Genomic DNA, 23,572 nt, shown 5'->3' with positions numbered 1-23,572 from the left:
TCGGGCGTGATCACCACGCACCAGCTGATCGGCGGCGGCCTGACGGCCCCCGTGATCCGGCGGATGTCCACGGAGTGGGAGCAGCCGTCGCCGGGGATCCTCGTGACCACTCCACCGACGTGGCTGACCGCGGCCTGGGCAGGCCTCCTGCGCGGCGACCGACGGCGGCACTCGGCGCCCAAGCGGCCGCGTACCTGCACAAGGTGGTCCGCGACGAGCCCTCGACCCTCGCGGTCTGGGCCCCCTCCCGGAGACGTGACTTCGCCGTCGGTCCGTGGGCGGTGGAATTCCGACGGGGGTGCCCCAAGTCCCTGGGCACCCCGCCGCGCACCACCGTCGAGCGATCGCTCATCGACCTGGCCGGGCGAGCGACGGAGGACGAGGCTGTCGCGGCGACGGCCCGGGCCCTCGCCCAGGGAAAGACCCTGCCGGAGCGGGTCCTCTCAGAGCTGCGATCCCGGGAGCGAACTCGCCACTCCGCGGTCCTGATGGAGCTGTGCACCCAGGCAGGCAAGGGAATCGAGAGCGCCCTGGAGTGGCGGTTCAGCCAGGAGGTCCTTGCGCGACACCGACTCCCGCCTGGCAAGCGGCAGGTGGTGGATGGGTCGACGCGGATGGACCTGCGGTACGACGCAGTGCGGCTCGTGATCGAACTCGACGGCGCGCGCGATCACACCGACTGGTCGAAGGACATGCTCCGCGACAACAAGCGGCTCCTCGACGACGGCGCACTCACCCTCCGCTACGGCTGGAATGCGGTGGTCGGACGGACCTGCGCCGTGGCTGCGCAGGTGGCGACGGCGCTGCGGTCGCGGGGACGCGACGGGATTGTCGGTCACTGCACACGATGTCCGAAGGACCCGGGCCTCACGACGGCGGCTCCTGCGCCCTGAAGGTCACGCTGAGTATCGAGTACGGCACTCAGCGTGACATTCAGCCGATCGCCTGCCCCCGGGTCCGCGGACGCGGGATGTGTCAGGTCTGCGGGACGGGGCGGCCAGGGAAGAGCTCGCGGAACTGGCGCTCGAACTGGCGCCTACCGACGAGGCGGTACATGAACCTGATCGGCATCGGCAGCTCGTCGAACATCTGCCGCGACTCCCCAGGCGAGGCGGCCAGCATCATGCCCAACTGGACAAGGAGCCGCGACTTCGGGATGGCATCCATCGAGTGGTCGCCGAGGTGCTTCCACTCCTCGGCCGTGATCACCTTCTCGGCCACGGGCACCACCTCGACGACCTCGCGGCGCAGGTGGACCTTGAGCACCTCCAGAAGCTCCTCGTACGCGGTGGCGAGTTCGTCACCCAACTTCGGATCAGCGCTCGCCCGCCAGGCGGTGAGCAGCGGCGCCGCCTTCGCGAGAAGCCGCGACACCTCCGCATGGTGCGCCCTCATCTGCCCCACGTGCAGCGCACACCCCGGAGCACGCTTCTCCAGCCGGTCCCACAGGAGCTCGTCCTCGGACTCGTGATGCGTGTGCAGGGTGGCGTCGATCTCGGCGATGTAGTGGCCCACGAACTCAGAGCGTCGCGAGTCCCACGCGGGGGTGGAGCGGATCAGCGCCGGCGCGTCCGTGTACCCGTACAGGAACGCGTTGTGCACCACGCGCATGTCGGTGGTCCCAGTGCAGAGCTGTGGCCCGTCGGGAATCGGCGGGGCCGTCTCGCCCGGGGCTGCGCTGTAGAAGTCGGTCATGGTTCCCCCTTCGTCCCTGGGGCGACGGCGCCCTCGGGCCATTGTGCGAACAACGGCGCGGGCGGGCAACGGCTGCTCCGATCGCGGCCCCCGCACGCGCGACGGTTGATCGGGCGGAGGGTGCGCCGGGCTACAAAAGAGCCTGTTCGTCAGTCCTCGACCTGGGTCCGTGGATGTCGCGGAGTCGGGTCCCGAACTGGGAGGCGGACGACCACCGAAACCGTTTCCGCCGATTCGGGTGGAAGGGCTCAAGCCTTCTGGTCGTAAGCGTCTCTGGCTGCTTCAACCTCCGCGATGTGCGTCTCGGCCCACAGGCCCAGAGCGGCGAGGGGGTCCCGCAGGGTTTGCCCGAGAGTGGTGAGCTCGTATTCGACTCGCGGGGGCATCTGATCGTAGGCGGTTCTGGAGACGATCCCGTCGCGCTCAAGGTCTCGCAGCGTGTCGGCCAGGACCTTCCCGCTGATTCCGTCCACGGCCCGCCGAATCTCCCCGAAACGCAGGCGACCGTCGCTGAGGGCGATCACGGTCATCGCGGTCCATTTGTTCGCGATGCGCGCCAACGAGGTGCGCGACGGGCACGTTGCGACCATCACATTCCACTGAGGCGGCTGGTCCATCGTCATCCACTCCTGACGGTTACGTTGAGGTAACAGGTTACCAATCGTTACCTTGATCTCACGCACCCCCGAGACAAGGATCATCCGATGAACAACAATGCTCCAGCCGCCGTCGCCGCCGCCTACTTCGAGGCACTGGGAAGAGGTGACGTGCCCACGGCGATGGGCCTGATGAGCCCGCAGGTGGTGTGGCACCAGCCGGGGGCGAACCAGTTCTCAGGCGACCACACCGGCATCGACGGTGTGGGGTCCCTGCTGGGCGGGATGATGGACGTGAGCGCCGGCAGTTTCCAGCTTGTCGTGACCGGGCCCGCGATGGCGAACGGCGAACTTGTTGCGGTTCCGGTCCGCTTCAGCGGGACACGCGCCGACGCGTCGATGGACATGGCCGGGGTGGACCTCCTGACCATCCGGGACGGACAGATCATCGCTGTGCATCTGTTCTCCGAAGACGGTGCCAACGAGGACGCGTTCTGGGGGCGCCGCTGAGCTTCACCCCGCTGCGATTGACCGATATCCGCGACCACGCGATCCAAGCACCGGTCGTCGCAGCGGTGGGCGCCGTCCGGGTTCAGCCGATCTCGTGCACCGCACCTGGAACCAGGTCCGGTACTCCACCGGCGTGCGGTAGAGGGCCGCGGGGTCGAACGTGAGCTCGTCTCCGTCGGAGAGGGCGAACTGGTGGGACGACCACCGCTGCAGGCCGTCGCGAATCGAGTCGTCGTCGTTGGCCGACGCCTGCGCTCCGTCCCGACGCCTGCGCTCCGTCCCGACGCCTGCCCTCCGTCCCGACGCCTGTACTACAGTGCTGGCGCCCCGGAGGCGCCTGTGTCGCGTTCAGCCGCCCGCGCTGTAGCTCAGGCGGCCAGAGCTAACGCAGGCGCCTCCCGCGCAGCGGGCACCGGCCGCGCTCCATCGCGCCCCGGGTCGGACACCCGTCGCGGCCCGGTGTTCCCGCGAGGGGCGCTGGCCCACGGCGGTACCATCGAGGCGGAGACCGCACTTCCAGACCACCCAGGGGGCCGACATGACGGAGCACGCCGGCTTCGTCGTCGCGGACCGCTACGAGCTGACCGACGAGGTGCCCAAGCGGGGCGGCATGGCCCACGTGTACACCGGCGCGGACCGCCAGCAGGGCGACATGGTCGCGGTGAAGTTCCCCACCGGCGCCATGAGCGTCGACGGCGCCTTCAGGGCGAGGCTCCACAGGGAGCGGGCGCTCCTCTCGCGCATCGAACATCCCAACGTGGTGCGGGTCCGCGACGCCGGAACGGGCCCCGCGCCGTGGGCCGGGCCCCACGAGGACCACCCCTATATCGTCATGGACCACGTCCGGGGCGAGACGCTCCAGGAGAAGCTGAAGGTCACCCGACGATTCACCGCGGAGGCCGTGGTGGACATCACCCTCCAGGTGCTGGCCGGCCTTCAGGCGATGCACTCGGACCCGCAGGTGATCCTCCACCGCGACATCAAACCCAGCAACGTGATGATCGACGGCGACGGCCGCGTGACCATCATCGACCTCGGCATCGCCAAGTCCTCCTCCGATGCGCCCGTCACCCTCACCGGCCTGCAGCCCGGCAGCCCGCAGTACGCCTCGCCGGAGCAGCTGCTCGGCCAGCCCCTGGACCCCCGCTCGGACATCTATTCGGTGGGCAGCCTGATGTACAAGATGCTCACCGGCTCGCTGCCGTTCGGCGCGCTGGAGGCGTCCACCGGGGCGCGCCCCGCCGTCGTCCCACCGAGCCTGCGGGCGGACGATCCCGGCCTGGAGCTCCTCGACGGCGTGGTGTTGAAGGCGCTGCAGCCCCAGCGCGAGGACCGCTTCGCCACCGCCGACGACATGGCGGCGGCGATCTCGACGGCGAGGGCCGCGCAGGAGGAGATCACGATCGTCGACGGCGGCGCCACCACCCCCGCGGTGCGCGGCGACACCCGGATCGACGCGGCGCGCGTGGAAGCCGCCCGCGCCCCCGCCGGCATTCCTGCGGCCCACCTCGCCGTGGCGGAGCAGTCCAAGCGGGCCCTCCGTTCCAGCGTCCACCGGCCCCAGGCAGCCTACGACGAGGTGGTCAGGGCGGCGGTGACGACAACGGTGAAGGAGCGGGTCACGCGCGCGCTCCTCATCGGGGTGGCCATCGGGGTGGGCGCCGCGATCCTGCTGGCGATGATGGGAGTTCTGGCGGTGCTGGGGAAGTGATAGAGCGGCTGACCGCATTCGTCATGGGACTGGTCACCCCCTTCGAACTCACCCGCGATGAGCTCGGCGCGCTCACCGGGCGGACGGGTCGGCGCTCGGACCCGGTGACGGTGCGCCTGTCGACCTACCTCGACGACGTGGACCGGCAGCTGCAGCGGATCTCGACGATGGTGACCGTCGTCAGCGCGGTCGCCACCTTCCTGGTCCTGCTGCTCGTCTTCTGGCTGTGGGGGTCGGTGAGCTGATGGGGCGCGCATGTCTGCTGTGCAGCGCCGAGGAGGGCGACTGGCTGGTGCTGGAGGTCAGCAGCAGGCCCGACGGCGGCTCGTACCGGCTGCGCCACCGCGACATCGTGCTCGGCACGATGCTTCCCCGCGACCCCGTCACCGACAGGTGGGAGGTCTGCCGCTACGGCCACATGCGCCGGGTCACGGCGGCCCAGGCGCCGCCCCCCAACATCGTCATGCGCCTCATCAGGGCCATCATCGGGACCACCACCCGCGACCAGCCGAGCCCCGACGCCACCGATGACCCCACCGTCGTGCAGATCCTGGGGTCCACCGGCGGGGGCAAGCCCCAGCTCGTGCGCGGGCTGTGGCAGGAGGTGCTGCCGCCGTCGCACCTGGGGGCACCCGAGATCGCGCCCGGGCAGGAGCGTCAGGTGCGGCGCGTGCTGACCCCGGAGATGGGGCAGCGGTTCACCACCGGGAGCATCGAGCCGACGGCCGACTACCGCGAGACCGCACGGCAACGGCTCACCGCGTACCTGGGCGCGGTGAGCGACGATGTCGCGGCCGCGGACAAGCTGGAGCACGTACTGCGGCAGGCGCTGCTGCTGGAGAATCCGGATCCCGCCAGCATCGAGTACCGGGCCCGCATCTGGGGCAGCACGAGGGCCCCGTACCTGTTCCGCAGCACGAATGGCGGGCGGCAGGTCACCACCGCTCTGGTGGATCTCCCCGGCGAGATCATCGACAGGTTGACCGATCTTGGCGACGGCGGGGTGAAGTTGGGCCGCAGCGAGAGGGCCCAGCTCAACTACTCGCACCACTTCCTCGGCGTCCTCGACTCGCTGTCGCTCTCGTCGGTGTATCACCAGCTCAGCGAAGCCGAGCGGTTGGCGTCCTCGCGGGTCCGGGGCGGCCAGCCCGGGCACGTGTTCATGTCCACCCGCCAGCAGGCCCACGAGTTGCTGCACTCGGTGCTGTTGATGAGCGACGGCGAGCTCACGGCCATGGGCCACGCGAAGCTGTCCATCGCGGTGTCGAAGTGTGACGCGATCCACAGTGCTCTCGCCCGGCAGCCCGTAGCCCCCGGTGAACCGGATGCCCTGAGGCGCTGGGCGTGGGCCTTCCGTCGGCCCGAGTCGGCCAGGGAATTCCAGGGGGCGGCCGCGGATGCGGTCCTGGCGGCGGTGAACCACTACGACCCGGAGTTCATGACGGCGTCCGCGCGCCAACTGCTGGGTGGAGTGCTCAAGGAGAGCGACCGGTACGAGCGCGCCAGGGTGGCCAACGAGGTGGCGCTGGCCGTCCTGGGCCACTTCGGGGATCCGTCGAACTTCTGGGGACTGGTGGCCACGGACGCCTTCGCGCCGCTGCGCGTCGGCGGGCTGGAGGTGGCCGTCGAGACCTCCGAGCGGTACTGGTTCGCCGGCGCCGACGGGTCCGTCCTCCAGGCCCGCGACGTCGTCACCGCCGTCCTCGCCTCTGCCCTGCTCGGCGCCGACTTCGGCAGAAACCTGGTCTCGACGCTCAACGGCACCGCGGCGATCCGCTTCGTCCTGACCTGCACGCGTGAGTTCGTCACGCCGGACGGCCGGGTCCGCCAGGTCGGAGACCCTGATGCGGTGATCCCGTCGAACGCCGGCCTACTGCATCTGATGACGGTGCTGTTCCAGGAGCCCGGATGACGACCCAGGCCTGGCTCGTCTCCACCCGCTCGGACCGCGGGGGCGGCTTCCGCCCGGACCCGGAGCGCAGCTCGCCATCCCTCCCGCCCCAGGTCGCCGCCGAGTTCGCCGCGCTCGAACCGCTGTACCCGCAGCTCGCCGTCGCCGGCTCCCCTGACGCGCAGGGCATCGCCGTGAGCACCTACCGCTACTCGCCGCGGGTGGGCTCGTGGATCGTCGTCGTCCAGGGGTCGGGGGGCCACTACGGGCCCGCCGGCACCGTCCAGCTCGCCGCCCTGTCCGACGGCGGCACCCTGATGGACTGCCTGCCCGGATCGCTGCCGGTGGTGCGGCGCGACGGTTGGCTCCTGCCCGGCCCGACGGTCCGCCCGCGCACCACCCTGAAGGCGCCGGGCCAGGAGGTGGAACGGGCCCTGGCAGGCATGCTGGCGCTGGACCCGTCGCGCCGGGTGCTTCTGCTGCCGGGGAGCCAGGGGCAGGTGGATCAGCTGCTGGGGTGGCTGTGCCGGATCCTGCCCGAGGGCGTGGCGCAGGGATACACCTGGTCCACCTCGCTGGCCGCCTCGCGCATCGAGGCCGGCGAGACCGTGATCTCGGGCGAGTGGCCGGAGGCCCTGCGGGAGCGGCACCGCGACATTTTCCGCGGCTTCTCGGCGCGCGCACCTCACGACGACGGGGCCCGGCCGGACGTGGAGCCACTCCCCACAGGGTTGGCCTGGGCGCTCGGCGAGGCGGCGGAGCGGCGGTATCCCGGCCGGAGGTCGCGGGCGGGGAGCTGGGCCGAGTGGCTGGAGGAGCTCGAAGGGCAGCGGCCGCTGTCGTTGAGTGAGGCGCTGCAGCTGCTCCATGGGCCCATCGTCGGACCTCAGGCACGACGGTGGGCCGACGGAGACCTGTCCAGGCGGCTGCTGTCGGGTGACGTGGATCAGCTCGAGCGGCTGCTGAGCCACCCGTCGACGGTGGTGTCGCGGGGGGCGGTCGACTCACTGGAGCTGCCCGGAGTCTGGGGCCAGCTGGTGCGGATCGAGCGGAGGCGGGCCAGGAAGGGTCAGGCCCCGATGCTGCCGCCTGGCTTGCTGGAGACCGACGCGCTGCTGTTGCTCGCCGAGGATGTCACCACAGGCTGGGACGTGGAGGGGCTCCGGGAGGCGCGGCCATGGCTGGACGGCCTCGGGCTCACGGCCGAGTCCGCGCCCGGCCTGGTGGTGCTGACCGCGGCCGAGCAGGCGAAGGCGCTGCAACGCGACACCCGACGCATCCGCAGGCTTCTCAGCAACCGGCATGCCGGGCAGTTGGGGGTGGAGTACCTCGCGGAGATGGTCGAGCACGATCCTGACCTACTGGCGCCGATGGCCGTCGAGATGGCGCGCCCGGGTTCTGGTGCCGAGGATGATCTAGCCTCCCTGCTGGCGAGGTTCCCGCAGGTCGTCGTGGGCAGCCGGGCGGCCCCGGCGTTTCTGCGGGACTGCTCCCGGCACCTGACTCCTGCCATGAAGCCGGAGGACGCTCGGGGAATGCGGTGGGGGATCGCCGAGGCGATGGCGACGGCCAACGCCGGGCACCGAACGGGACGGGCCGTGGTCGACGACGCCACCGACGCAGCCATCCTCCGCTTCTCTGTGGGTGACCCGCGCGGTGGTGACGACGCGGAGGCGGCCGACCGCCTCGGCCGGGGGCTCGTGTGGCTCGTGCTGGGCGTGGTCGCGGTCATGGCCGTGATCCTGGTCCTGGTGCTGATCGTGACGCTGGTTTTCTAGGCCCTGGCCCTTGCCCGGCAGGCGAAGCGACGACCCGCCCTTCCACTGCCCCACGCTGGTGCAGCGTGATGGTGAGGAGTCACCCGGCTGCGGCGATGTCCGTCTGCGCGAAGTCCCCGCCCTTGAACAACAGCGGCCACCCCGACACCTTCGCCGCCGCATACGCGTAGCAGTCACCGAGGTTCAGCCCGGCGGGGTGACGCCCCTTGCCGAACCGGCGCCAGGCCTCGGCGGCGACGATGGCCTGCTCCTCGTCGAACGGCAGGACCGCGCATTCGAGATCCGCGAGCAGTGCCTGCAGGTCATCCGCCGCCTCCGGCCCGCCCTTCGCCTCCGCGACGATGGCCGCTTCGACGAGGGACGCCGCGGACACCGCCAGGTCTCTGGCGTCGGCCATCAGCGCGAGGACCTGCTCCGCGTCCGGCTCACCGAGGATGATCGCCATCAGGGCAGAGGTGTCGACGATCATTGCGGCAGGCCATTCTCGTCGTAGCCGAGGATCTCCTCGACTGGACGGGAATCGAGTAGTCGGCGAGCGCGCGCCCGCTGGATGTAGCGGCCGAGGTGGGGTCGGCGCCCGTGCCGCCGCCGCTCCCGCTCCAAGCGTTCGAGCCGTTCCTCCATCGCCACGCGCACGGCGACGGTGATGCTCTCACCCGTCTCCGCCGCCAGCCGCCTGGCGAGGTCGTCTGTGAGCTGATCCTTGATGTTGAGTGCCATGTTTCCATCATATGAGGAAGAAATCGACCACGCCAGGAAGACGTGGGCTAGATCACCACCCGGACCGCCGGATAGTGGCACGCCACCAGGTGGCCGGGCTCGACCTCGGCCTGGGCCGGCGCCTCGGCGGCGCACCGCTCGGTGGCGATCGGGCAGCGCGTGCGGAACACGCAGCCCGACGGCGGGTTCTGCGGGCTGGGCAGGTCGCCCGTGAGCAGGATCCGGTCCCGACCTCGCCGCGGCTCCGGAACCGGAACGGCGGAGAGAAGCGCCTGCGTGTACGGGTGCATCGGCCGCTCGTAGAGGGTGTCGCGATCCGCCACCTCCATCATCTTCCCCAGGTACATCACCAGCACCCGGTCGGAGATGTGGCGCACCACGGACAGGTCGTGGGCGATGAAGAGGTAGGCCAGGTTGCGCTCCGCCTGCAGGTCCTCCAGAAGGTTGATCACCTGCGCCTGGATGGACACGTCCAGCGCCGAGACCGGCTCGTCGCACACGATCAGCTTGGGCTTGAGCGCGATCGCCCGGGCCACGCCGATGCGCTGGCGCTGGCCACCGGAGAACTCGTGCGGGTAGCGGTTGTAGTGCTCGGGGTTCAGCCCCACGCGCTCCATCAGCTGTTGGACCGTGCGCTTCACCCCGCCGGGCGGCTTGATGCCCTGGATCTGGAACGGCGCCGCGACAATCGCGCCGATCGGGTGCCGAGGGTTGAGCGAGCCGTACGGGTCCTGGAAGACCATCTGCACCTCGCGACGCAGCCGACGCAGTTCCTCGCCCTTGACCCTGGTGACGTCGCGGCCCTCGAATTCGATGGTCCCCGCCGTCGGCTCGAGCAGCCGGAGGATGGTGCGCCCCGCCGTCGACTTGCCGCAGCCGGACTCCCCCACCACGCCGAGCGTCTCGCCGGAGTCCAGGGTGAGGCTGAGCCCGTCGACTGCCTTGACGGGGGCGCCGGGCGTGCGGATGAGCTTCTGGGTGTGGGTGGGGAAGTGCTTCTTCAGATCGGTGACGTTCAACAGGCTCATCGGACTCTCCTACAGCCTCGGGACGATCTGCTCGGCGAACAGCTCCGCGCGCCTCGCCACGGGGATGTGGCACCGCGAATCGTGCTTGGGGTAGGACTCGAGCAGCTCGGGTACCACCTCGTGGCACGCCACACCCGCGTACTCGCGGAAGGTGCAGCGCGGATGGAAGGCGCAGCCGGGCGGGATGTTGATCAGCGACGGCGGGTTGCCGTCGATCGGCATCAGGCGCTCGGCCTTGAGCCGGTCCAGGCGGGGCATGGAGGTGAGCAGGCCCCACGTGTAGGGGTGGTCGGGTTGGTGGAAGGCGTCGTCGACCTCCGCGTACTCCACGCCCTTGCCGCCGTACATCACCATGACGTCGTCGGCGATCTCGGCCACCACGCCCAGGTCGTGGGTGATCATGATGATGGCCGAGCCGAACTCCTGCTGGAGGCCGCGCATGAGGTCCAGGATCTGGGCCTGGACCGTGACGTCGAGGGCGGTGGTGGGCTCGTCGGCGATAAGCAGCTCGGGGTTGTTGATCAGCGCCATGGCGATCATGGCCCGCTGCCGCATGCCGCCGGAGAATTCGTGGGGGTGCTGGTCCACGCGCTTGTCGGGGTTCGGGATGCCGACGCGGGCGAGCATCTCGATGACGGTGGTGCGGGCGGCCTTCTTCGAGACGTTCTCGTGCACCTGGATGGCTTCGGTGAGCTGCTGTCCGACGGTGTAGTAGGGGTGCATCGCCGAGAGCGGGTCCTGGAAGATCATGGCGAGCTTGCGTCCGCGGAGGCGGCGGAGCTCCTCGTCGGAGATCGTGAGCAGGTCCTGCCCGTCGAGCAGGATTTCGCCGCTGACCTGGGCACGTGAGCCGCGGTGGAGACCCATGATCGCCAGCGACGTCACGGACTTGCCGGAGCCCGATTCGCCGACGATGCCCAGCGTGGTGCCCTTGTGGAGGGTGAAGGTGAGGCCGTCGACGGCCTTGACCACGCCGTCGTCCGTGGGGAAGCTGACCCTGAGATCGGTGACTCGAAGGAACGGTTCGCTCATCAGCCCACCTTCACTCTCGGGTCGATGAATCCGTAGGCGATGTCGACCACCATATTCGCGATGACGATGAAGGAGGCGACGATCATCACCATCGCCACGATGGTGGGCAGGTCCATGTTGGTGACGGAGCGGACAGCGAGGAAGCCGAGTCCGTGCATGGAGAAGACGCTCTCGGTGATGATGGCGCCGCCGAGGAGGCCGCCGAGGTCCAGGCCGGCCGCCGTGACGATGGGCGTGGTGGCGGCGCGGAGGCCGTGCCTGAACACGACCCGGCGCCTGGTCACGCCCTTGGCGTGCGCGGTGCGGATGTAGTCCTCGCTGAGCGTCTCGATCATGTAGGCGCGGGTCAGCCGGACGTAGCTGGCGGCGAAGAAGAACGCCAACGTGATCCACGGCAGGATCAGATTGTGCGCCCAGGCGAGGGGGTTCTCGAAGAACGGCACGTAGTTGGGGATGGGCACCCAGCCCCACTTGATGGCGGGGAAGGTCAGCAGGATCAGACCGACGAAGAAGGTGGGCAGCGAGAACCCGACGAGGGCGGCGCCGACGATGGTGCGGTCGGGCCATCGGCCCTTGTTGAGCGCGGCGAGGATGCCGCCGCCGACGCCGATGAACATCCAGAGCGAGAAGGCCCCGACGGCGATGGACAGTGAGACCGGCCAGGCCTCGCCGACCATCTCGTTGATGGTGCGGTGCTGGCTGGGCGAGTACCCCAGGCACGGGGCGCCACAGTGGACGACCTGTTCCGGGTTGGACTCGCGGAGCTCCGCGTTGTCTGGGAAGTCGCGGCCGACGAACAGGCCGGCGACGAACTTGCCGTACTGGACGGTGACCGGCTGGTCGTAGCCGAGGGCCTTGCGGTTGCCCTCGAGGATGGTGGGGGTGCAGTTCTTACCGCAGGTGTACTGGGCTGGGTCGATCGGTGAGGCGTAGAACAGGACGAAGGTGGTCGCGGTGATCACGAAGAGCATCGCCACGACGGCGATCAGCCGCCTGAGGATGTAGTAGATCACGCCAGCTCCTTCGATCGGTGGGGGTGCGCCCGTGGACGCACCCCCACCTCTTGCTCTATGTCAGTTCTTGACCGAGATGGTCGCCACGTCGTAGTAGCCCGTGAAGGTGCCATTGACGTAGGCGCCCTGCACGTTGCTACCGCGGACGAACACGAACTGGTCCACGATCAGCGGGATGACCGCGAAGTGCTCGGTCACGGCGGCCGCGTCGAGCTGGCCCCAGGCCGCCTCGCGCTCGGCCTGATCGGCGATCTGGTAGGCCTCGTCGATTCCGGCGTTGAACTCGTCGTTGTTGAAGTAGCCGTAGTCCTGGCCGGGGCCGCCGGCGCTGATCTGCGTGCTGCCGTCGAGCAGCTGCGGGATCACCGTGGAGGCCGACGGGTAGTCGGCGCCCCAACCGGCCCAGTACGCGTCGTACTTGGGGGCCGAGTCCGGGGACTGCAGGGTGCCGTAGTACTGCTCGGCCGGGATGCCGATCAGGTTGGTCTCGAAGCCGGCCGCGTCCCAGCCGGTCTTGAGGCCGGAGAAGACCTTGTCCATGGTGTCGTTCTTCCGGTACGCCACGTTGATGGCCACCGGCAGGGTCAGGCCTGACTCCTCGAGGGCCGCCTTGGCGGCCTCCGGGTCACCGGTCTCGCCTGCGAGCAGCGGGGTGTCCGGGAACGCCTCGAGGGCGGGATTGATCAGCGAGTTGATCGGCTTGGCCACCTGCTCGCCGCCGACGGCGGTGACGTAGGCGGAGCGGTCGGTGGCCAGGGCCAGGGCCTCGCGGGCCTTGTCGTTGCTCATCACATCGGACTTGTAGTTCGGCACCAGGTACCGGGTGTAGGGCGAGGCGACGATGTCGGTGCGGCCCTCGGCGCCGGTGGACACGTTGGCCAGCGCCGTGACCGGTGCCTGGTCGAAGGTGATGGCGTTCTGGTCGTCACCCTGGTTGGCGATCAGGCGCTCGTAGACGGTCTCCTGGGTGAGGGACTCGTCCCACACGATGGAGTCGGGGTAGGCCTTGCGGACCTCGTCGGTGGCCGGGTCCCACTCGTCGTTGCGGACGAAGGTGCCGCCGCTGTTGGGGGACCAGGTGCCGTCCAGCTTGTAGGGGCCGTTGGAGAAGATCTGGAAGTTGGACTTGTCGCCCTGATCCTTGTCCTCGCGGAAGGCGCCGAAGGCGGTCATGGTGACCGTGGAGTTGAAGTCCATCACGGGCTGGCTCAGCTTGAACGTGATGGTGTTGCCGTCACAGCTGACCGCCTGGTCGTAGAGCTCCTGGCCGGTGCCGGTGTAGGGGCCGACGTACTGGGAGGAGCCGTCGTCGTTCTTCGGGATGTCGAGGAACTGGATGGCGTAGTTGGGGCCGCCGGTGATCACGTCGACGGCGAAGGTGCGGGAGATGCCGTACTTGTAGTCCTCGCAGGTGACGTCCTGGCCGTCCTCCCACTTGATGCCGTCCTTGAGGGTGAACGTCCAGGTCTTGCCGTCCTCGCTCACCGTGCCGGTGTCGGTGGCGGCATCGGCGACGAGCGTGGCCTGCTCGGTGTTCGAGGTCACCGGCGACCAGGTGGTCAGGGTGCGGCTGAACGTTCGGTTGCCGAACTCGATGGCGACGCCCACATACGTGCGCTGCGGATCCCAGTGCTCGGTCGCGGTGCCGATGAGCAGGTTGAGGGTCCCTCCGGCGGTGGGGGTGTCGGTGGCGGCGGACTCGGAGGCCGCCGTCGATCCGCTGCTGGTTGCCGAGGGTGTGGACCCGCAGGACGTGATCAGGCCCAAGGCCATCAGTGCCGCGACGCTCGCGGCGATCTTGCTACGCCTCATTGGCGCTCTCCTTCATAGGTGGATGTGGTGGAAGTTCTGGGTGTGGCCGTCACTGGCGGTCCGCCTTGGGATCCAGCGCGTCGCGCAGGCCGTCGCCGAGGAGGTTGAACGAGAGCACCACCAGGAAGAGGGTGACGCCGGGGAAGATGAAGTACGCCGGATCCGAGGTGGCGTAGTGCACCGAATCGTTGAGGATCGAGCCGAACGACGGGGTGGGCGCCTGGATGCCGACCCCGAGGAAGCCCAGTGCCGCCTCGGTGGCGATGTTCTGGGGCATGATCAGCGTGGTGTAGACCAGGATCGGCGCCCACAGGTGGGGAAGCAGTTCGGTGAAGTAGATCCGGACGCGCCCGGCTCCCAGCGACCGTGCGGCCTCGACGAATTCGCGTTCCTTCAGTGACAGCACCTGCCCGCGGATGATCCGGGCGAAGTAGGGCCAGCCGAAGAAGCCCATCACCGCGATCATGAACAGCATCGACGCCGGGGTCCGGTCTGTGCCGAGTGAGCGCTGGATGACGTCGATCGCGATGGTGGACAGGGCGATCAGCATCAGCGTCTGCGGGAAGCTGAGCACGAAGTCGATCACGCGGGAGAACAGCCAGTCCACGCGCCCGCCGGCGGTGCCGGAGACAATTCCGATGACGGTGCCCAGAACCACGGAGACCGCGACCGCGCTGGTGGCCACGACGAGGGAGACGGTGAGGCCGGCGAGCACGCGGGAGAGGAGGTCGCGGCCGGTGCCCGGCTCCACGCCCATCGGGTGGTCCCAGGACACTCCCCCGAGCGGTCCGAGGGGTAGAGAGCCGAGGCCGCCCACCAGGTCCGTGTTGGAGGAGTACGGATCGAGCCAGCCGAGCTGGGTCATCAGCGGTGCGGTGACGGCGAGGAGAATGAAGAAGACGGTGGAGCAGAGGGCCGCGATGGTGACTTTGTCGCGGGCGAGGCGCGAGCGCGTGATCTGCCACGGCGTGCGGCCCGCGATCGCGACGGCGCCGTCACGCGCTTCGACGGCGGTGATCTCTGCCATCCGGATCCCTGCTTCCACCCGTGACGCGGCCCCGAGTACTACGGGCCGTCCGACACATTAGTGGACGTGATGTTTCGTGTGGGGACGCGGAGGTAACGATTTGATTGCGCGGTCACCCAATGTCGCGGGGAGGCGGGTCGGGCCCACGCGAAGAGGCGGATCTGGTGGCGACTCCGCTCGCTGGCGCGGTCGTGGTCAGGTTTCGCCAGGGCTCCCGGAACAACCTGACTCCAAGTCCTGTGAGTGACCTGGATGCGTCAAGTTGCATTGAACGCAACGCTCTGAGAATTCTCCGGTCCAGGACGGCACATGTTGCACGTTACGCAACCTATCCATGAGTGCCGGTTGTGCAGTCTCTGCGCGATGTCTAGCCTCGAGTCATCGGAACAACGGGCCCGGAGGGAGGGGTGGACGTGAGTCAGCAGGGCGTCGAACGCAGCAGTCTTGAGCGTGGCCTCCGCGTCATCCGCCTTCTCATCGAGTTGGAGAGTGACCCCGCCCTGCAACACCGTGGCCTCTCCGTTCAGCAGGTCTCCTACGAGCTGGGGGTCCACAAGAGCACTGCCTCGCGCATCCTGCAGACGCTCGCCAAGGAGGGGTTCGCCGTCGCGCCCGCACGTTCCCGCCGGGGCTACCGGCTCGGGCCGGCGCTTCGCTCACGGTTCGGCCTCACCAGCGCCCAGCGGCGTTTTCGCCAGCTTGCCTCGCCGTTCCTGCAGGAACTCGTCGGCCTGACCGGGGAATGCGCACACGGGGCGGTGGCCGCGGATGGAGAGGCCCTTGTCGTGGACGCCATCGAGACGGCCCAGTCGCTGCGTGTCGTGCTGGAGAAGGGCCGGCTGCTGCCCCTCCACTCCACGTCGGTCGGCAAGTGCCTGCTCGCCTGGGAACTGGCCCCGCTGCCCAACGAGCTGCCTGCCCGCACCGGCCACACCATCACCGATCCGGGCCTGCTACGCGATCACCTGGCGACGGTCCGCTCTCTCGGCTACGCCGTCGACAGCGAGGAGAACCACACCGGGGGGTGCGGGATCTCGGCGCCGGTGTTCGAAGGCAGGGACGGACCGCCGGTGGGTTGCATCGGGATAGGCGGCCCCGTCCAGCGCATCAACCCATCGACCATCGAAGATCTGGCCAGGCAAGTCACCCTCGTGGCGGACCAACTCACCGAGGCGATCGTCGACACGCCCGCCTGATCGCCCCCACACGCACCCCGGTTGCCGCCGGGACGCAAGCCCACCCACAACCCGGCCTGGCCCCGCCATGCCCGCACAACGAAGGAACATCATGAACGCCTCCCCATTCGCCGCCGTCAACGCCCAGGCCGCCGCTGCCGTCATCGCAGTCTTCCTGGTCTTTGCCCTGCTGTTCGGCAACCCCGACGCCGCGCCCGGACCCGACCAGGGCACCGTGGAGGTCTCGCAGCAGGAGAGCGTCGGGTAACGCGTGCCTCGCCGCGACACCGTCAGCCGGCGGGCTGGGCCTCGTCGCGCACGACGACGGACAGGATCTCCCACTGGCGGATGAGGAACGACTCCTCGTCGAGCTTCTTGCGCCGCAGCCAGCCGGTCACCTCGCTGTTGCACTTGCTGGTGTTGCAGCTGCGGCAGGCGGGCACCACGTTGTTGACGGTGTAGCGGCCGCCCCGGGAAATCGGTAGCACGCAGTCCTTCTGCAGCGGCACGCCGACGGCGCCGCAGTAGGCGCACCCGCCCCACGCGTCGCACAGGGCGGACCACTGCTCGACGGTGAGGTCCTGGACCTTACCGCTCAGCCGGCGCTTCCGCCGTCGCGCCGACCGCACCCTCATCGTCGTCGCTCGCCCCGCCATGCCCGCAGGCTACGCCCGACCCGACCGCCCCCACCCTGCACGACACGCCGTCGAACTCCGGGCTCGACCCCCTCACGGGCATCGAGACACGGTTGACCCCGCCATTCGTGCCGCCCGACGGCGCTCAGCCGCGGTAGACGGGCCACACCGCGCCCGCCCAGAAGCACGCGATCACGGCCAGCGCCGTCGCCCCCAGCACCGCGACATCCAACGGCGTCACCCGCAGGTACGCCAACCGCAGCCGCCGGCCACGGGGGTCGGCCTGCGCGTAGGTGAACCCCCGCGTCTCCAGCGCCTCGACGGTGGTGCGCACGTTCTGCGCCGTGTTGAGGAAGATCGGGTAGAAGCTGAGGATCGCCATCCGGCCCCAGTGATACACGTTGCGCCATCCCAGCAGCCCGGCCCTCGCCGGCGCGGCCATCCGCAGCCGGTAGCCGTCGAAGACCGTGGTGAACTCCTCCACCATGATCGGCAGCATCCGGTAGCCGTAGCTGACCCCGAACGTGACCAGGTGCGGGGCACGGAACGCGAGCAGCGCGTCGGAGAGCTTCTCCGGATCCAGCGACACGAACGCCGCCATCGACGCCATCGACACCGCCCCGAGCTTGAGGTTGAGCACCGCCAGCGCGATGAGTGTCTCGACGTTGCCGCCGAACAGCAGCGACGCCACCACCAGGTAGATGATCTCGAAGCCCAGCCCGATGACGAACAGCCCCAGGACGAGCGGCCCCACGCGGGCGAGGATCACGCTGACCACGCCGAGCAGGAACAACCCGGCCAGCACCGTCACGTTGTGCGTGAACCAGGGGACGAACGCCAGGACGAGGTACCAGACGATCACCACCCGCGGATCCATCCGCGTGAACAGGCCGCCGCGGGTGGCGTAGGCGGTCCGGATCAGCTCCAGCTTGATCCACTCGACGGACAGGACGTCGCGCTGCTTGCGGGCCATGGGTGGTGCTCCTAGACGAGTTCGGGGATGCGGAGGGCGGCGACGAGCTCGTCCACGCTGAGCGGCAGCGGGTCCATGCCCAGCTCGGCGCCCAGCGCGACGACCTGCGGGGGCACCAACCTGGCGCGCCGCATCAGCTCGGGGCGGGTGAACAGGGTGCGGGGGTCCACGTCTGCGGCCACCCTCCCGGCCTCCAGGACGATCACCCGGTTGGCCCACTCGGCCACGAGATGCATGTCGTGGGTGGCCACGACGGTGCACTCGATCACCTGGCCCAGGTCGGCCAGCATGCCCGTGACGTCCTCCCGGCTCGACACGTCCAGCGACGAGGTGGGTTCGTCGAGCAGGAGCATCTTCGGGCGCATCGCGAGCCCGATGGCGAGCGTGGCCCGGCGCTGCTGCCCGCCCGAGAGCCCGCGCCCGTCCCGGTCCGCGAACTCGTCCAGCCGCACCCGCCTGAGCACGTCGTCTACGAGGCCCTCCCACCCCGCGACGGCGCGACCCGACGGAAACAGCGCGACGTCGGCGCGGATCGAGTCCTTGAGGAACATCTGCTGCGGGTGCTGATAGAGGTAGGCGGCGATCTCCGCCAGCCTGCCGGGGGTCCGGGTGCGGGTGTTGACGCCGTCGATCTCCACCTCGCCCGAGCGGGGGACCGACAGGCCGGCGAGGTGCTTGAGCAGAGTGGTCTTGCCGGACCCGTTGCCGCCGACGAGCGCCACGCGGTCGCCGGCGAACAGCTCCAGATCGAGCCCGGTGAGGACCGGCTGGATGTCTCCGGCAACGTCCCTGGTGCAGGGCAGCACCAACCTCGTCGGCGTGCTCCTAGCCGCCCTCGGCAACGCCTATCACACCGACGTGGTGATCGGCGTCGAGGACGCGGCCGCCGAGCAGGGGATGGGCGTGCTGATCAGCCACGGTCGCGGGGACTCGGAGCGGATGGCGGCGCAGCTGGGACGGCTCGTGCAGCTGGGGGTCGAGGGGGTGGTGATCGTCTCCGCACACACCCCGCCCGGGGCGCTGGCCGAGGCGGCTCGGGTGATGCCGGCGGTGGTCGTCGGCCGTCCCGCGATGCTGCCGGAGTCCGTAAGCGGGATCAGCAACGACGACGAGCTCGGGGGCCGGCTCGCCGTCACGCACCTCGCCGACGGTGGACGCTCGCGGGTGGGGTTCCTGCAGATGTCGGGGTCGCCGTCGGCGGTGGCACGGCGCGACGCCTACCTGCGCGTCGTCGCCGAGCGGGGCCTGCCGGCGACGGTGCTCTCCCCGGAGGGGTTGGACGCCGAGACTCTGCGGGGGGTGGACGCGGTGTTCGCGTCGAACGACCGCGGAGCCGTACAGGTGTTGGCGGTGGCCCACGACGCGGGGGTCTCGGTGCCGACGGAGCTGGCCGTGGTGGGCTACGACGACACGGACCTCGCGCGTCTCGTGAGACCGCAGCTGAGCTCCATCGCCCAGCGGAGGCTCGAGATGGGCCGACGGGCGCTGGAGATCCTGCAGGGCCGGGAGGTGGTGCGCGAGACGCATGCGCCGCACCTGGTGGTGAGGGCGTCGTCGGCCCCCGCCTGACCCGCGCGGTCTCGAGTTCCCCGCTCGCACGCGCGACGCCTGCGCTACGTCCCCACACCTGCGCTACGTCCCCACACCTGCGTTACGTCCCCACACCTGCGTTGCGTCCCCACGCCTGCGACCTCGCCAGCCTTACTGCGCGACACCTGTCCTGGAGCGCAGGCGAGCCGCGATAAGGCAGGCGCGTCCCCACGCCTGCGTTGCGTCCCCACGCCTGCGTTGCGTCCCCACGCCTGCGACCTCGCCAGCCTTTCTGCGTGGCACCTGTCCTGGAGCGCAGGCGAGCCGCGATGAGGCAGGCGCGTTCCGCCGTCAGGCAAAGCCGTGCCGGTCGTCGGGGTAGGTCACCCGAGACAGCTCGTCGACCACCGGCACGGCGCCCCACTGGCCGAGCTGGTGTCGACGCGGGGCCGCCTCGCCCATCAGGTGCCACACGGTCCAGCCCCTGGCGGTCAACGTGTTCGAGATCAGCAGCCGGTGGCACCTCCACGGCATGGGTTCCCCGCACATCACCGCAGTCCGGGTGTCGCGGGCCAGTGCCGACAACCGGGCGATTCCCGCCTCGTATCCCTCGGTCAGCGTGTAGTCCGCGTAGTTCCTGAAGCTCGTGTTCTTCCATCCCGCGTTGACCGCCGGGTCCACCCCCTGCTTGCGACGACGCCCGCCCAGCTCGGCGAGGTGGAGGTAACCGATGCCGGCCTCCGGCAGCCACTGGGCCATCGCGTCGCTGCCGAACTGCGGAGTCCGGCGGGAACCGGGGTGGGCGCGCACGTCGACCAAGAGCCCGATCCCGTGTTCCTGCAGGGGCTGCAGGAACTCCTCCACCGGGCAGGTCCAGTGGCCGATGGTCCAGATCTCCATGCCTCGCACGCTACGCCGTTGCACTCCCACCGAGACACGTAGCCGTGCCGCGACGCCCCACTTCGCCGGCGATTCGTGCACCATCGGCGACGTGTCTGGTCTGTCCGCCATGATCAGGTGGGACACGTGGACGGGGGAAACATGGCACTCGAACTACCGGGGGCAACGCCGCAGGTGGTCAGCGACGGGCTGGACGTGCACAGGCTGGTGGCTTACCTCCGCTCGGAGGCGCGCACCCGGCCCGTCGTCGTGCTGACGGTGGCGCATGGCAGGCAGAACCCGTACGTGAATCCCGGAGACTTCCTCGCCGACGGGCGCGCCGACGTCGTCACGCTCACCCATGACCGCGTGACCTATGCGTTCTCCGACGTGGTGGGCAAGGAGGCGTCGGTGTACGGAGGCGCATGCCGGGTGTACCCGCCGGGGACCGACTGGGAGACCGACCCACATTCGATCCCGCTGTTCCTTGCACGCGGTACGCGCGAGATCAAGGATCTCAGGGGCCTCCTGCGCGATGCCCTCCGGAGCGCCCTGGCACCGCCGCCCACTCCGGCCGCTCCGCCCACTCCCCCGACGGCGCCGCGGAGCCACGGGATCCCGGGTACCCAGTCGCTGCCCCCGACGGTGCGCACCCGGGACGAGGCCGCCGCCCTCGGGGTGTTCCTCCGCAGCTCCACCAGGCAGCGGCCGGTGGTAGTGGTCTCGCGGGCAACGGGCACCGTCGAGGCTTACGCCGACGTCGAGTCCCTCCGCTCGACTCTCCGCGGGATAGCCGACGTGGCGGAGATCGAGACGCCCGAGGCAAGCTGGGCGTTCAGCGAGGCTGTTCCGCCGATGTGCCAGGTCTACGGCGGCGCCTCGCGCGTCTACCCGATCGGTCACGGCTGGGAGACGGATCCGTACGAGTCCCCGCTGCGGTTCGCCTACGGGAGGACGGACCGCGTCAGGATCACGCGCGAGCTCGTCTCGGACGCCATGAGCATGTCGTCGGCCGGCGGGTTCGTCGCCGACGCCGCCGTCGAGCGGGCCGCCGTGCAGGTGAGCGGGACGGTCTCCGGGGTGGCGGGAGGTCGTGCGCTGGTGAACGTGGGCGGAGGGCTGCCGTGCGTGATCTGGCCGGAGCTGGTGGAGCCCGGTGTCGCGGCCGAGCGGCTCTTCCGCAGGGGGATGCCCGTGCGCGGGGAGCTCGACCCGGAGAGCCGGCGCCTGGACGTCCGCGGGATGCGACGCCGCGCCGAGGACGCCGTCGCCTCCTACGAGCCTGGCGATACGGTGCTGGCAAGGGTCGCGGCGGTGGATGCCGAGGGATGCACAGTCGAGCTCTACCCCGGCTTCACCCGCACCATTGCGGCCGACCTTCTAACTGAGGACGGCAAGGATCTCCGGCTGCTGCTCTCAGAGGGCGACGTGGTGCCGGTGTGGTTCGGAGAGCGCGACCAGGGTTCGGGCGAGTGGTTGCTCTCGATGCTCGACGCGGCTGCGCCAGAGGAGGCCGCGACTGCCCCGAGCATCCTCGACGGCGGGCCGCCGTGGCTCGTCGCCGAGCAGATCAGCGAGCAGCCGGCGGCCCAGGAGACAGAGGCCCTGGAGGCCGAGGCCCCGTCCGCCGTGGATGCGGAGGCGCCCCCCGCGGTGGGCGCGCCCGAGGCGACTCCCGACGTCGTGGAAGGGCTGCTGCGGGATCAGCTGCAGCTCGTGGAGGAGCTGCGACGGACCCGGGCGGATCTGGCCAGGGAGCAGGATGAGGCCAGGGAGCTGCGCAGGCAGCTGCGCGAGGAGGTGCGGAGGAAGAAGTCGCGCGCGCGGCCGTCGGTTCCGGACGAGGTGCTGTTCGCGACGGAGGATGGGCAGCTGGACTTCGAGATCCGGCAGCACTGGGCCTACACCGTCCCCGTCGGGGAGAAGGAACGCTACCCACTGGCAGCGTGGCGCTACGGGCCCGGGTTCTTCGACACGTTGGGCGCGGTGCACGGGGTGTCGCGGACGAAGGTGGTGGAGGTGCTGGTGCAGGTGCTCACCGGGCGCGACGCGGAGCTTGCCTCGCGCGAGCTGCACCAGCTGCGCAGCGGGAAGGGCGGCGACGACGCACCCGTCACGCGCAACGGTGGGGAGACGTGCTGGCGGGTGTCGCTGCAGAGCAACACGCCCAGCGCCCGTCGCCTGCACTACTGGAAGTGCGCCGACGGGACGGTCGAGTTCTCCAGCGTGCGTCTGCACGACGACGTCCGGCCGTAGCCTCCCTCAGGCGACGGACGCCCATCGACCTCGACGGCGCCCCCGCCATCACGCCAGTGGCGGATCTGGTGGCGCCGACGCGACCAGACCTTCCATTCAGCGCACGACACCCCGGATGAACTTGAAAGTTCAATGATCGGCTATCCTGGGGACGTCATTCTGCGCCACCATGAGGAGAAGCACCATGTCCATCGTCATCACCGCCGCCACCGGCCAGCTCGGAGGCCTCGTCGTGCAGAACCTGCTCGAGCGCGGGGTCAAGGCCGACGACATCGTCGCCACCGGGCGAGCCCTGGATCGGCTTGAGGCGCTCCGAACCCAGGGCGTCCGCACCGCAGTCCTCGACTACAACAACCCTGCCGACGGCGTCATCACCGAGGGCGACACCGTGCTGCTGATCTCCGGCAGCGAGGTGGGCCAGCGGATCGCCCAGCACGGCAACGTGGTCGCGGCTGCGAAGGCCGCTGGGGCTGCCCGGATCATGTACACGAGCGTGGTCGGCGCCGACACCACCAGCCTTCTCGTCGCCCCCGAGCATGCGGCCACCGAGGACGCCATCAAGGACAGCGGCCTCACCTACACCTTCCTGCGCAACGGCTGGTACCACGACAACTACCAGCCCGCCTTCGATCAGGCCCGCCAGACCGGCGTCGTCGTCTCCAGCGCGAAGGACGGGCGGGTTTCGAGCGCCGCGCGCGCCGACTACGCCGAGGCCGCTGCCGTCGCACTCATCGGCGACGGACATGACAACGCCGTCTACGAGCTCGGCGGCGACACCGCCTGGACTATGCGGGACCTCGCTGACACTTTCGCCGATGTCCTCGGCCGGCCGGTCTCCCTCCGGGAGGTCTCCACCGACGAGCACGTGAGTGTGCTGCGTGACGCCGGGCTCGATGACGGCACGATCGGGTTCATCACCACGCTGGACAGCAACACCGCCGACAACACCCTCCTGGTCACGAGCGGGGACCTGTCGCGGCTCATCGGGCGGCCCACGACGCCGATCGCCGACGCGGTCCGTTCCTGGGCGCGGGCGACGAGCTGAGCCAGCCGTGGCGCAGGCGCAGGCGTGGCGACCTGGGGACACTGAGCCCCCTCCCCAACCGCGGCAGCGGGACGCCAGTGCAGCCCTCCACGGCCGTAGCGGCAGTGCCGTCGGAGCACTGCCACATACTGAATAGATGTTGCAGTAGATCGAGTCTGCGAGGGCTCCGTCGGCGTCGCTCGGGCGATCCTGACCGTGCTCGGGCTCCCACCCGCGCATGACACTGGGAGCTGGCCGACCCACCACCGCCTGACGATCTGGCACGA

The 23,572-nt window shown here is 69.8% G+C and carries 24 protein-coding genes; 11 read left to right on the top strand and 13 right to left on the bottom strand.

What is annotated here, in order from left to right:
* Positions 1-74 precede the first annotated feature (74 nt).
* Positions 75-893, top strand: coding sequence for a hypothetical protein (locus H5399_RS01430; RefSeq protein WP_182781246.1), 819 nt, complete (start codon positions 75-77; stop codon positions 891-893).
* Positions 894-975: 82 nt separating this feature from the next.
* Here the strand turns inward: H5399_RS01430 and H5399_RS01425 are convergent, their stop codons facing one another.
* A complete protein-coding gene (locus H5399_RS01425; protein WP_182781245.1) occupies positions 976-1,695 on the bottom strand; it encodes a hemerythrin domain-containing protein in 720 nt (239 codons plus the stop codon).
* 248 nt (positions 1,696-1,943) lie between these two features.
* On the bottom strand, positions 1,944-2,312 hold the full coding sequence (locus H5399_RS01420) for a helix-turn-helix domain-containing protein (RefSeq protein ID WP_182781244.1): 369 nt from the start codon (positions 2,310-2,312) through the stop codon (positions 1,944-1,946).
* A gap of 87 nt (positions 2,313-2,399) precedes the next feature.
* On the opposite strand from H5399_RS01420, the gene H5399_RS01415 reads away from it, so the two are divergent.
* The 5 genes from H5399_RS01415 to H5399_RS01395 all read left to right on the top strand — a co-directional run bounded on the left by H5399_RS01415 (position 2,400) and on the right by H5399_RS01395 (position 8,181).
* Positions 2,400-2,801, top strand: coding sequence for a nuclear transport factor 2 family protein (locus tag H5399_RS01415; RefSeq protein WP_182781243.1), 402 nt, complete (start codon positions 2,400-2,402; stop codon positions 2,799-2,801).
* A 538-nt stretch (positions 2,802-3,339) separates the two neighbouring features.
* Positions 3,340-4,512 carry a serine/threonine-protein kinase gene (locus H5399_RS01410; protein WP_182781242.1) on the top strand — a complete coding sequence of 391 codons (1,173 nt, stop codon included), beginning with the start codon at positions 3,340-3,342 and terminating at the stop codon, positions 4,510-4,512.
* Positions 4,513-4,535: 23 nt separating this feature from the next.
* A complete protein-coding gene (locus H5399_RS01405) occupies positions 4,536-4,757 on the top strand; it encodes a hypothetical protein (RefSeq protein WP_182781241.1) in 222 nt (73 codons plus the stop codon).
* Positions 4,757-6,424, top strand: a complete 1,668-nt coding sequence (locus H5399_RS01400; protein ID WP_182781240.1) for a hypothetical protein — start codon at positions 4,757-4,759, stop codon at positions 6,422-6,424. The genes H5399_RS01405 and H5399_RS01400 overlap by 1 nt, the downstream gene beginning before the upstream one ends.
* The gene (locus tag H5399_RS01395) at positions 6,421-8,181 is read left to right on the top strand and encodes a hypothetical protein (RefSeq protein WP_182781239.1); all 1,761 of its coding nucleotides are present in this window, start codon (positions 6,421-6,423) and stop codon (positions 8,179-8,181) included. Before H5399_RS01400 ends, H5399_RS01395 begins: the two co-directional genes overlap by 4 nt.
* Before the next feature lie 79 nt (positions 8,182-8,260).
* Here H5399_RS01395 and H5399_RS01390 read toward each other — a convergent pair whose 3' ends face one another.
* From H5399_RS01390 to H5399_RS01360, 7 genes are read right to left on the bottom strand one after another with little or no spacing between them, the layout of a single operon-like run.
* Complete coding sequence (locus H5399_RS01390; RefSeq protein WP_182781238.1) at positions 8,261-8,650, bottom strand: type II toxin-antitoxin system VapC family toxin; 390 nt, start codon at positions 8,648-8,650, stop codon at positions 8,261-8,263.
* Positions 8,647-8,901, bottom strand: a complete 255-nt coding sequence (locus H5399_RS01385; protein WP_182781237.1) for a type II toxin-antitoxin system VapB family antitoxin — start codon at positions 8,899-8,901, stop codon at positions 8,647-8,649. Before H5399_RS01385 ends, H5399_RS01390 begins: the two co-directional genes overlap by 4 nt.
* A gap of 47 nt (positions 8,902-8,948) precedes the next feature.
* Positions 8,949-9,929: an ABC transporter ATP-binding protein gene (locus H5399_RS01380; protein ID WP_182781236.1), complete on the bottom strand. Its 981-nt coding sequence runs from the start codon at positions 9,927-9,929 to the stop codon at positions 8,949-8,951.
* A gap of 9 nt (positions 9,930-9,938) precedes the next feature.
* Positions 9,939-10,961: an ABC transporter ATP-binding protein gene (locus H5399_RS01375; protein WP_182781235.1), complete on the bottom strand. Its 1,023-nt coding sequence runs from the start codon at positions 10,959-10,961 to the stop codon at positions 9,939-9,941.
* A complete protein-coding gene (locus H5399_RS18385) occupies positions 10,961-11,974 on the bottom strand; it encodes an ABC transporter permease (RefSeq protein WP_182781234.1) in 1,014 nt (337 codons plus the stop codon). The genes H5399_RS01375 and H5399_RS18385 overlap by 1 nt, the downstream gene beginning before the upstream one ends.
* 60 nt (positions 11,975-12,034) lie before the next feature.
* Positions 12,035-13,786 (bottom strand): ABC transporter substrate-binding protein, encoded by a 1,752-nt coding sequence (locus H5399_RS01365; RefSeq protein ID WP_182781233.1) that lies wholly within the window; start codon positions 13,784-13,786, stop codon positions 12,035-12,037.
* 49 nt (positions 13,787-13,835) lie between these two features.
* Positions 13,836-14,813, bottom strand: coding sequence for an ABC transporter permease (locus H5399_RS01360; protein ID WP_182781232.1), 978 nt, complete (start codon positions 14,811-14,813; stop codon positions 13,836-13,838).
* A gap of 413 nt (positions 14,814-15,226) precedes the next feature.
* On the opposite strand from H5399_RS01360, the gene H5399_RS01355 reads away from it, so the two are divergent.
* Positions 15,227-16,009 carry an IclR family transcriptional regulator gene (locus H5399_RS01355; RefSeq protein WP_182781231.1) on the top strand — a complete coding sequence of 261 codons (783 nt, stop codon included), beginning with the start codon at positions 15,227-15,229 and terminating at the stop codon, positions 16,007-16,009.
* Positions 16,010-16,100: 91 nt separating this feature from the next.
* Entirely contained in the window at positions 16,101-16,256 is a 156-nt protein-coding gene (locus H5399_RS01350) for a hypothetical protein (protein ID WP_182781230.1), read from the top strand.
* A gap of 22 nt (positions 16,257-16,278) precedes the next feature.
* On the opposite strand, the gene H5399_RS01345 is transcribed toward H5399_RS01350, so the two are convergent.
* The 3 genes from H5399_RS01345 to H5399_RS01335 form a co-directional block, all read right to left on the bottom strand.
* The gene (locus H5399_RS01345) at positions 16,279-16,644 is read right to left on the bottom strand and encodes an HNH endonuclease (protein ID WP_182781229.1); all 366 of its coding nucleotides are present in this window, start codon (positions 16,642-16,644) and stop codon (positions 16,279-16,281) included.
* Between the two features lie 124 nt (positions 16,645-16,768).
* On the bottom strand, positions 16,769-17,596 hold the full coding sequence (locus H5399_RS01340; RefSeq protein WP_182781228.1) for an energy-coupling factor transporter transmembrane protein EcfT: 828 nt from the start codon (positions 17,594-17,596) through the stop codon (positions 16,769-16,771).
* Between the two features lie 11 nt (positions 17,597-17,607).
* Positions 17,608-18,402 carry an ABC transporter ATP-binding protein gene (locus H5399_RS01335; RefSeq protein WP_220490695.1) on the bottom strand — a complete coding sequence of 265 codons (795 nt, stop codon included), beginning with the start codon at positions 18,400-18,402 and terminating at the stop codon, positions 17,608-17,610.
* Here H5399_RS01335 and H5399_RS01330 point away from each other — a divergent pair.
* Entirely contained in the window at positions 18,368-19,165 is a 798-nt protein-coding gene (locus H5399_RS01330; RefSeq protein ID WP_220490692.1) for a LacI family DNA-binding transcriptional regulator, read from the top strand. The genes H5399_RS01335 and H5399_RS01330 overlap by 35 nt on opposite strands.
* Positions 19,166-19,477: 312 nt before the next feature.
* On the opposite strand, the gene H5399_RS01325 is transcribed toward H5399_RS01330, so the two are convergent.
* Positions 19,478-20,026 carry a DUF488 family protein gene (locus H5399_RS01325; protein ID WP_182781225.1) on the bottom strand — a complete coding sequence of 183 codons (549 nt, stop codon included), beginning with the start codon at positions 20,024-20,026 and terminating at the stop codon, positions 19,478-19,480.
* Positions 20,027-20,167: 141 nt separating this feature from the next.
* Here H5399_RS01325 and H5399_RS01320 point away from each other — a divergent pair, with 141 nt between their 5' ends.
* Positions 20,168-22,261 carry a hypothetical protein gene (locus H5399_RS01320; protein WP_182781224.1) on the top strand — a complete coding sequence of 698 codons (2,094 nt, stop codon included), beginning with the start codon at positions 20,168-20,170 and terminating at the stop codon, positions 22,259-22,261.
* A 184-nt stretch (positions 22,262-22,445) separates the two neighbouring features.
* Positions 22,446-23,306, top strand: a complete 861-nt coding sequence (locus H5399_RS01315) for an NmrA family NAD(P)-binding protein (protein WP_182781223.1) — start codon at positions 22,446-22,448, stop codon at positions 23,304-23,306.
* Positions 23,307-23,572 lie beyond the last annotated feature (266 nt).

The sequence above is a fragment of the Tessaracoccus sp. MC1627 genome (assembly GCF_014164725.1).
Taxonomy (GTDB): domain Bacteria; phylum Actinomycetota; class Actinomycetes; order Propionibacteriales; family Propionibacteriaceae; genus Arachnia.
This window is presented reverse-complemented; position numbering and strand designations above follow the sequence as displayed.

Bases quoted from the DNA above. Each gene is read 5' to 3' on its own strand.
- H5399_RS01400 (WP_182781240.1), top strand. From the start codon at position 4,757: ATGGGGCGCGCATGTCTGCTGTGCAGCGCCGAGGAGGGCGACTGGCTG.
- H5399_RS01425 (WP_182781245.1), bottom strand. From the start codon at position 1,695: ATGACCGACTTCTACAGCGCAGCCCCGGGCGAGACGGCCCCGCCGATT.
- H5399_RS01325 (WP_182781225.1), bottom strand. From the start codon at position 20,026: ATGGAGATCTGGACCATCGGCCACTGGACCTGCCCGGTGGAGGAGTTC.
- H5399_RS01420 (WP_182781244.1), bottom strand. From the start codon at position 2,312: ATGGACCAGCCGCCTCAGTGGAATGTGATGGTCGCAACGTGCCCGTCG.
- H5399_RS01350 (WP_182781230.1), top strand. From the start codon at position 16,101: ATGAACGCCTCCCCATTCGCCGCCGTCAACGCCCAGGCCGCCGCTGCC.
- H5399_RS01360 (WP_182781232.1), bottom strand. From the start codon at position 14,813: ATGGCAGAGATCACCGCCGTCGAAGCGCGTGACGGCGCCGTCGCGATC.
- H5399_RS01330 (WP_220490692.1), top strand. From the start codon at position 18,368: ATGTCTCCGGCAACGTCCCTGGTGCAGGGCAGCACCAACCTCGTCGGC.
- H5399_RS01415 (WP_182781243.1), top strand. From the start codon at position 2,400: ATGAACAACAATGCTCCAGCCGCCGTCGCCGCCGCCTACTTCGAGGCA.
- H5399_RS01410 (WP_182781242.1), top strand. From the start codon at position 3,340: ATGACGGAGCACGCCGGCTTCGTCGTCGCGGACCGCTACGAGCTGACC.
- H5399_RS01375 (WP_182781235.1), bottom strand. From the start codon at position 10,961: ATGAGCGAACCGTTCCTTCGAGTCACCGATCTCAGGGTCAGCTTCCCC.
- H5399_RS01345 (WP_182781229.1), bottom strand. From the start codon at position 16,644: ATGGCGGGGCGAGCGACGACGATGAGGGTGCGGTCGGCGCGACGGCGG.
- H5399_RS01395 (WP_182781239.1), top strand. From the start codon at position 6,421: ATGACGACCCAGGCCTGGCTCGTCTCCACCCGCTCGGACCGCGGGGGC.
- H5399_RS01405 (WP_182781241.1), top strand. From the start codon at position 4,536: ATGGGACTGGTCACCCCCTTCGAACTCACCCGCGATGAGCTCGGCGCG.
- H5399_RS01320 (WP_182781224.1), top strand. From the start codon at position 20,168: ATGGCACTCGAACTACCGGGGGCAACGCCGCAGGTGGTCAGCGACGGG.
- H5399_RS01340 (WP_182781228.1), bottom strand. From the start codon at position 17,596: ATGGCCCGCAAGCAGCGCGACGTCCTGTCCGTCGAGTGGATCAAGCTG.
- H5399_RS01390 (WP_182781238.1), bottom strand. From the start codon at position 8,650: ATGATCGTCGACACCTCTGCCCTGATGGCGATCATCCTCGGTGAGCCG.
- H5399_RS01380 (WP_182781236.1), bottom strand. From the start codon at position 9,929: ATGAGCCTGTTGAACGTCACCGATCTGAAGAAGCACTTCCCCACCCAC.
- H5399_RS01315 (WP_182781223.1), top strand. From the start codon at position 22,446: ATGTCCATCGTCATCACCGCCGCCACCGGCCAGCTCGGAGGCCTCGTC.
- H5399_RS01365 (WP_182781233.1), bottom strand. From the start codon at position 13,786: ATGAGGCGTAGCAAGATCGCCGCGAGCGTCGCGGCACTGATGGCCTTG.
- H5399_RS01385 (WP_182781237.1), bottom strand. From the start codon at position 8,901: ATGGCACTCAACATCAAGGATCAGCTCACAGACGACCTCGCCAGGCGG.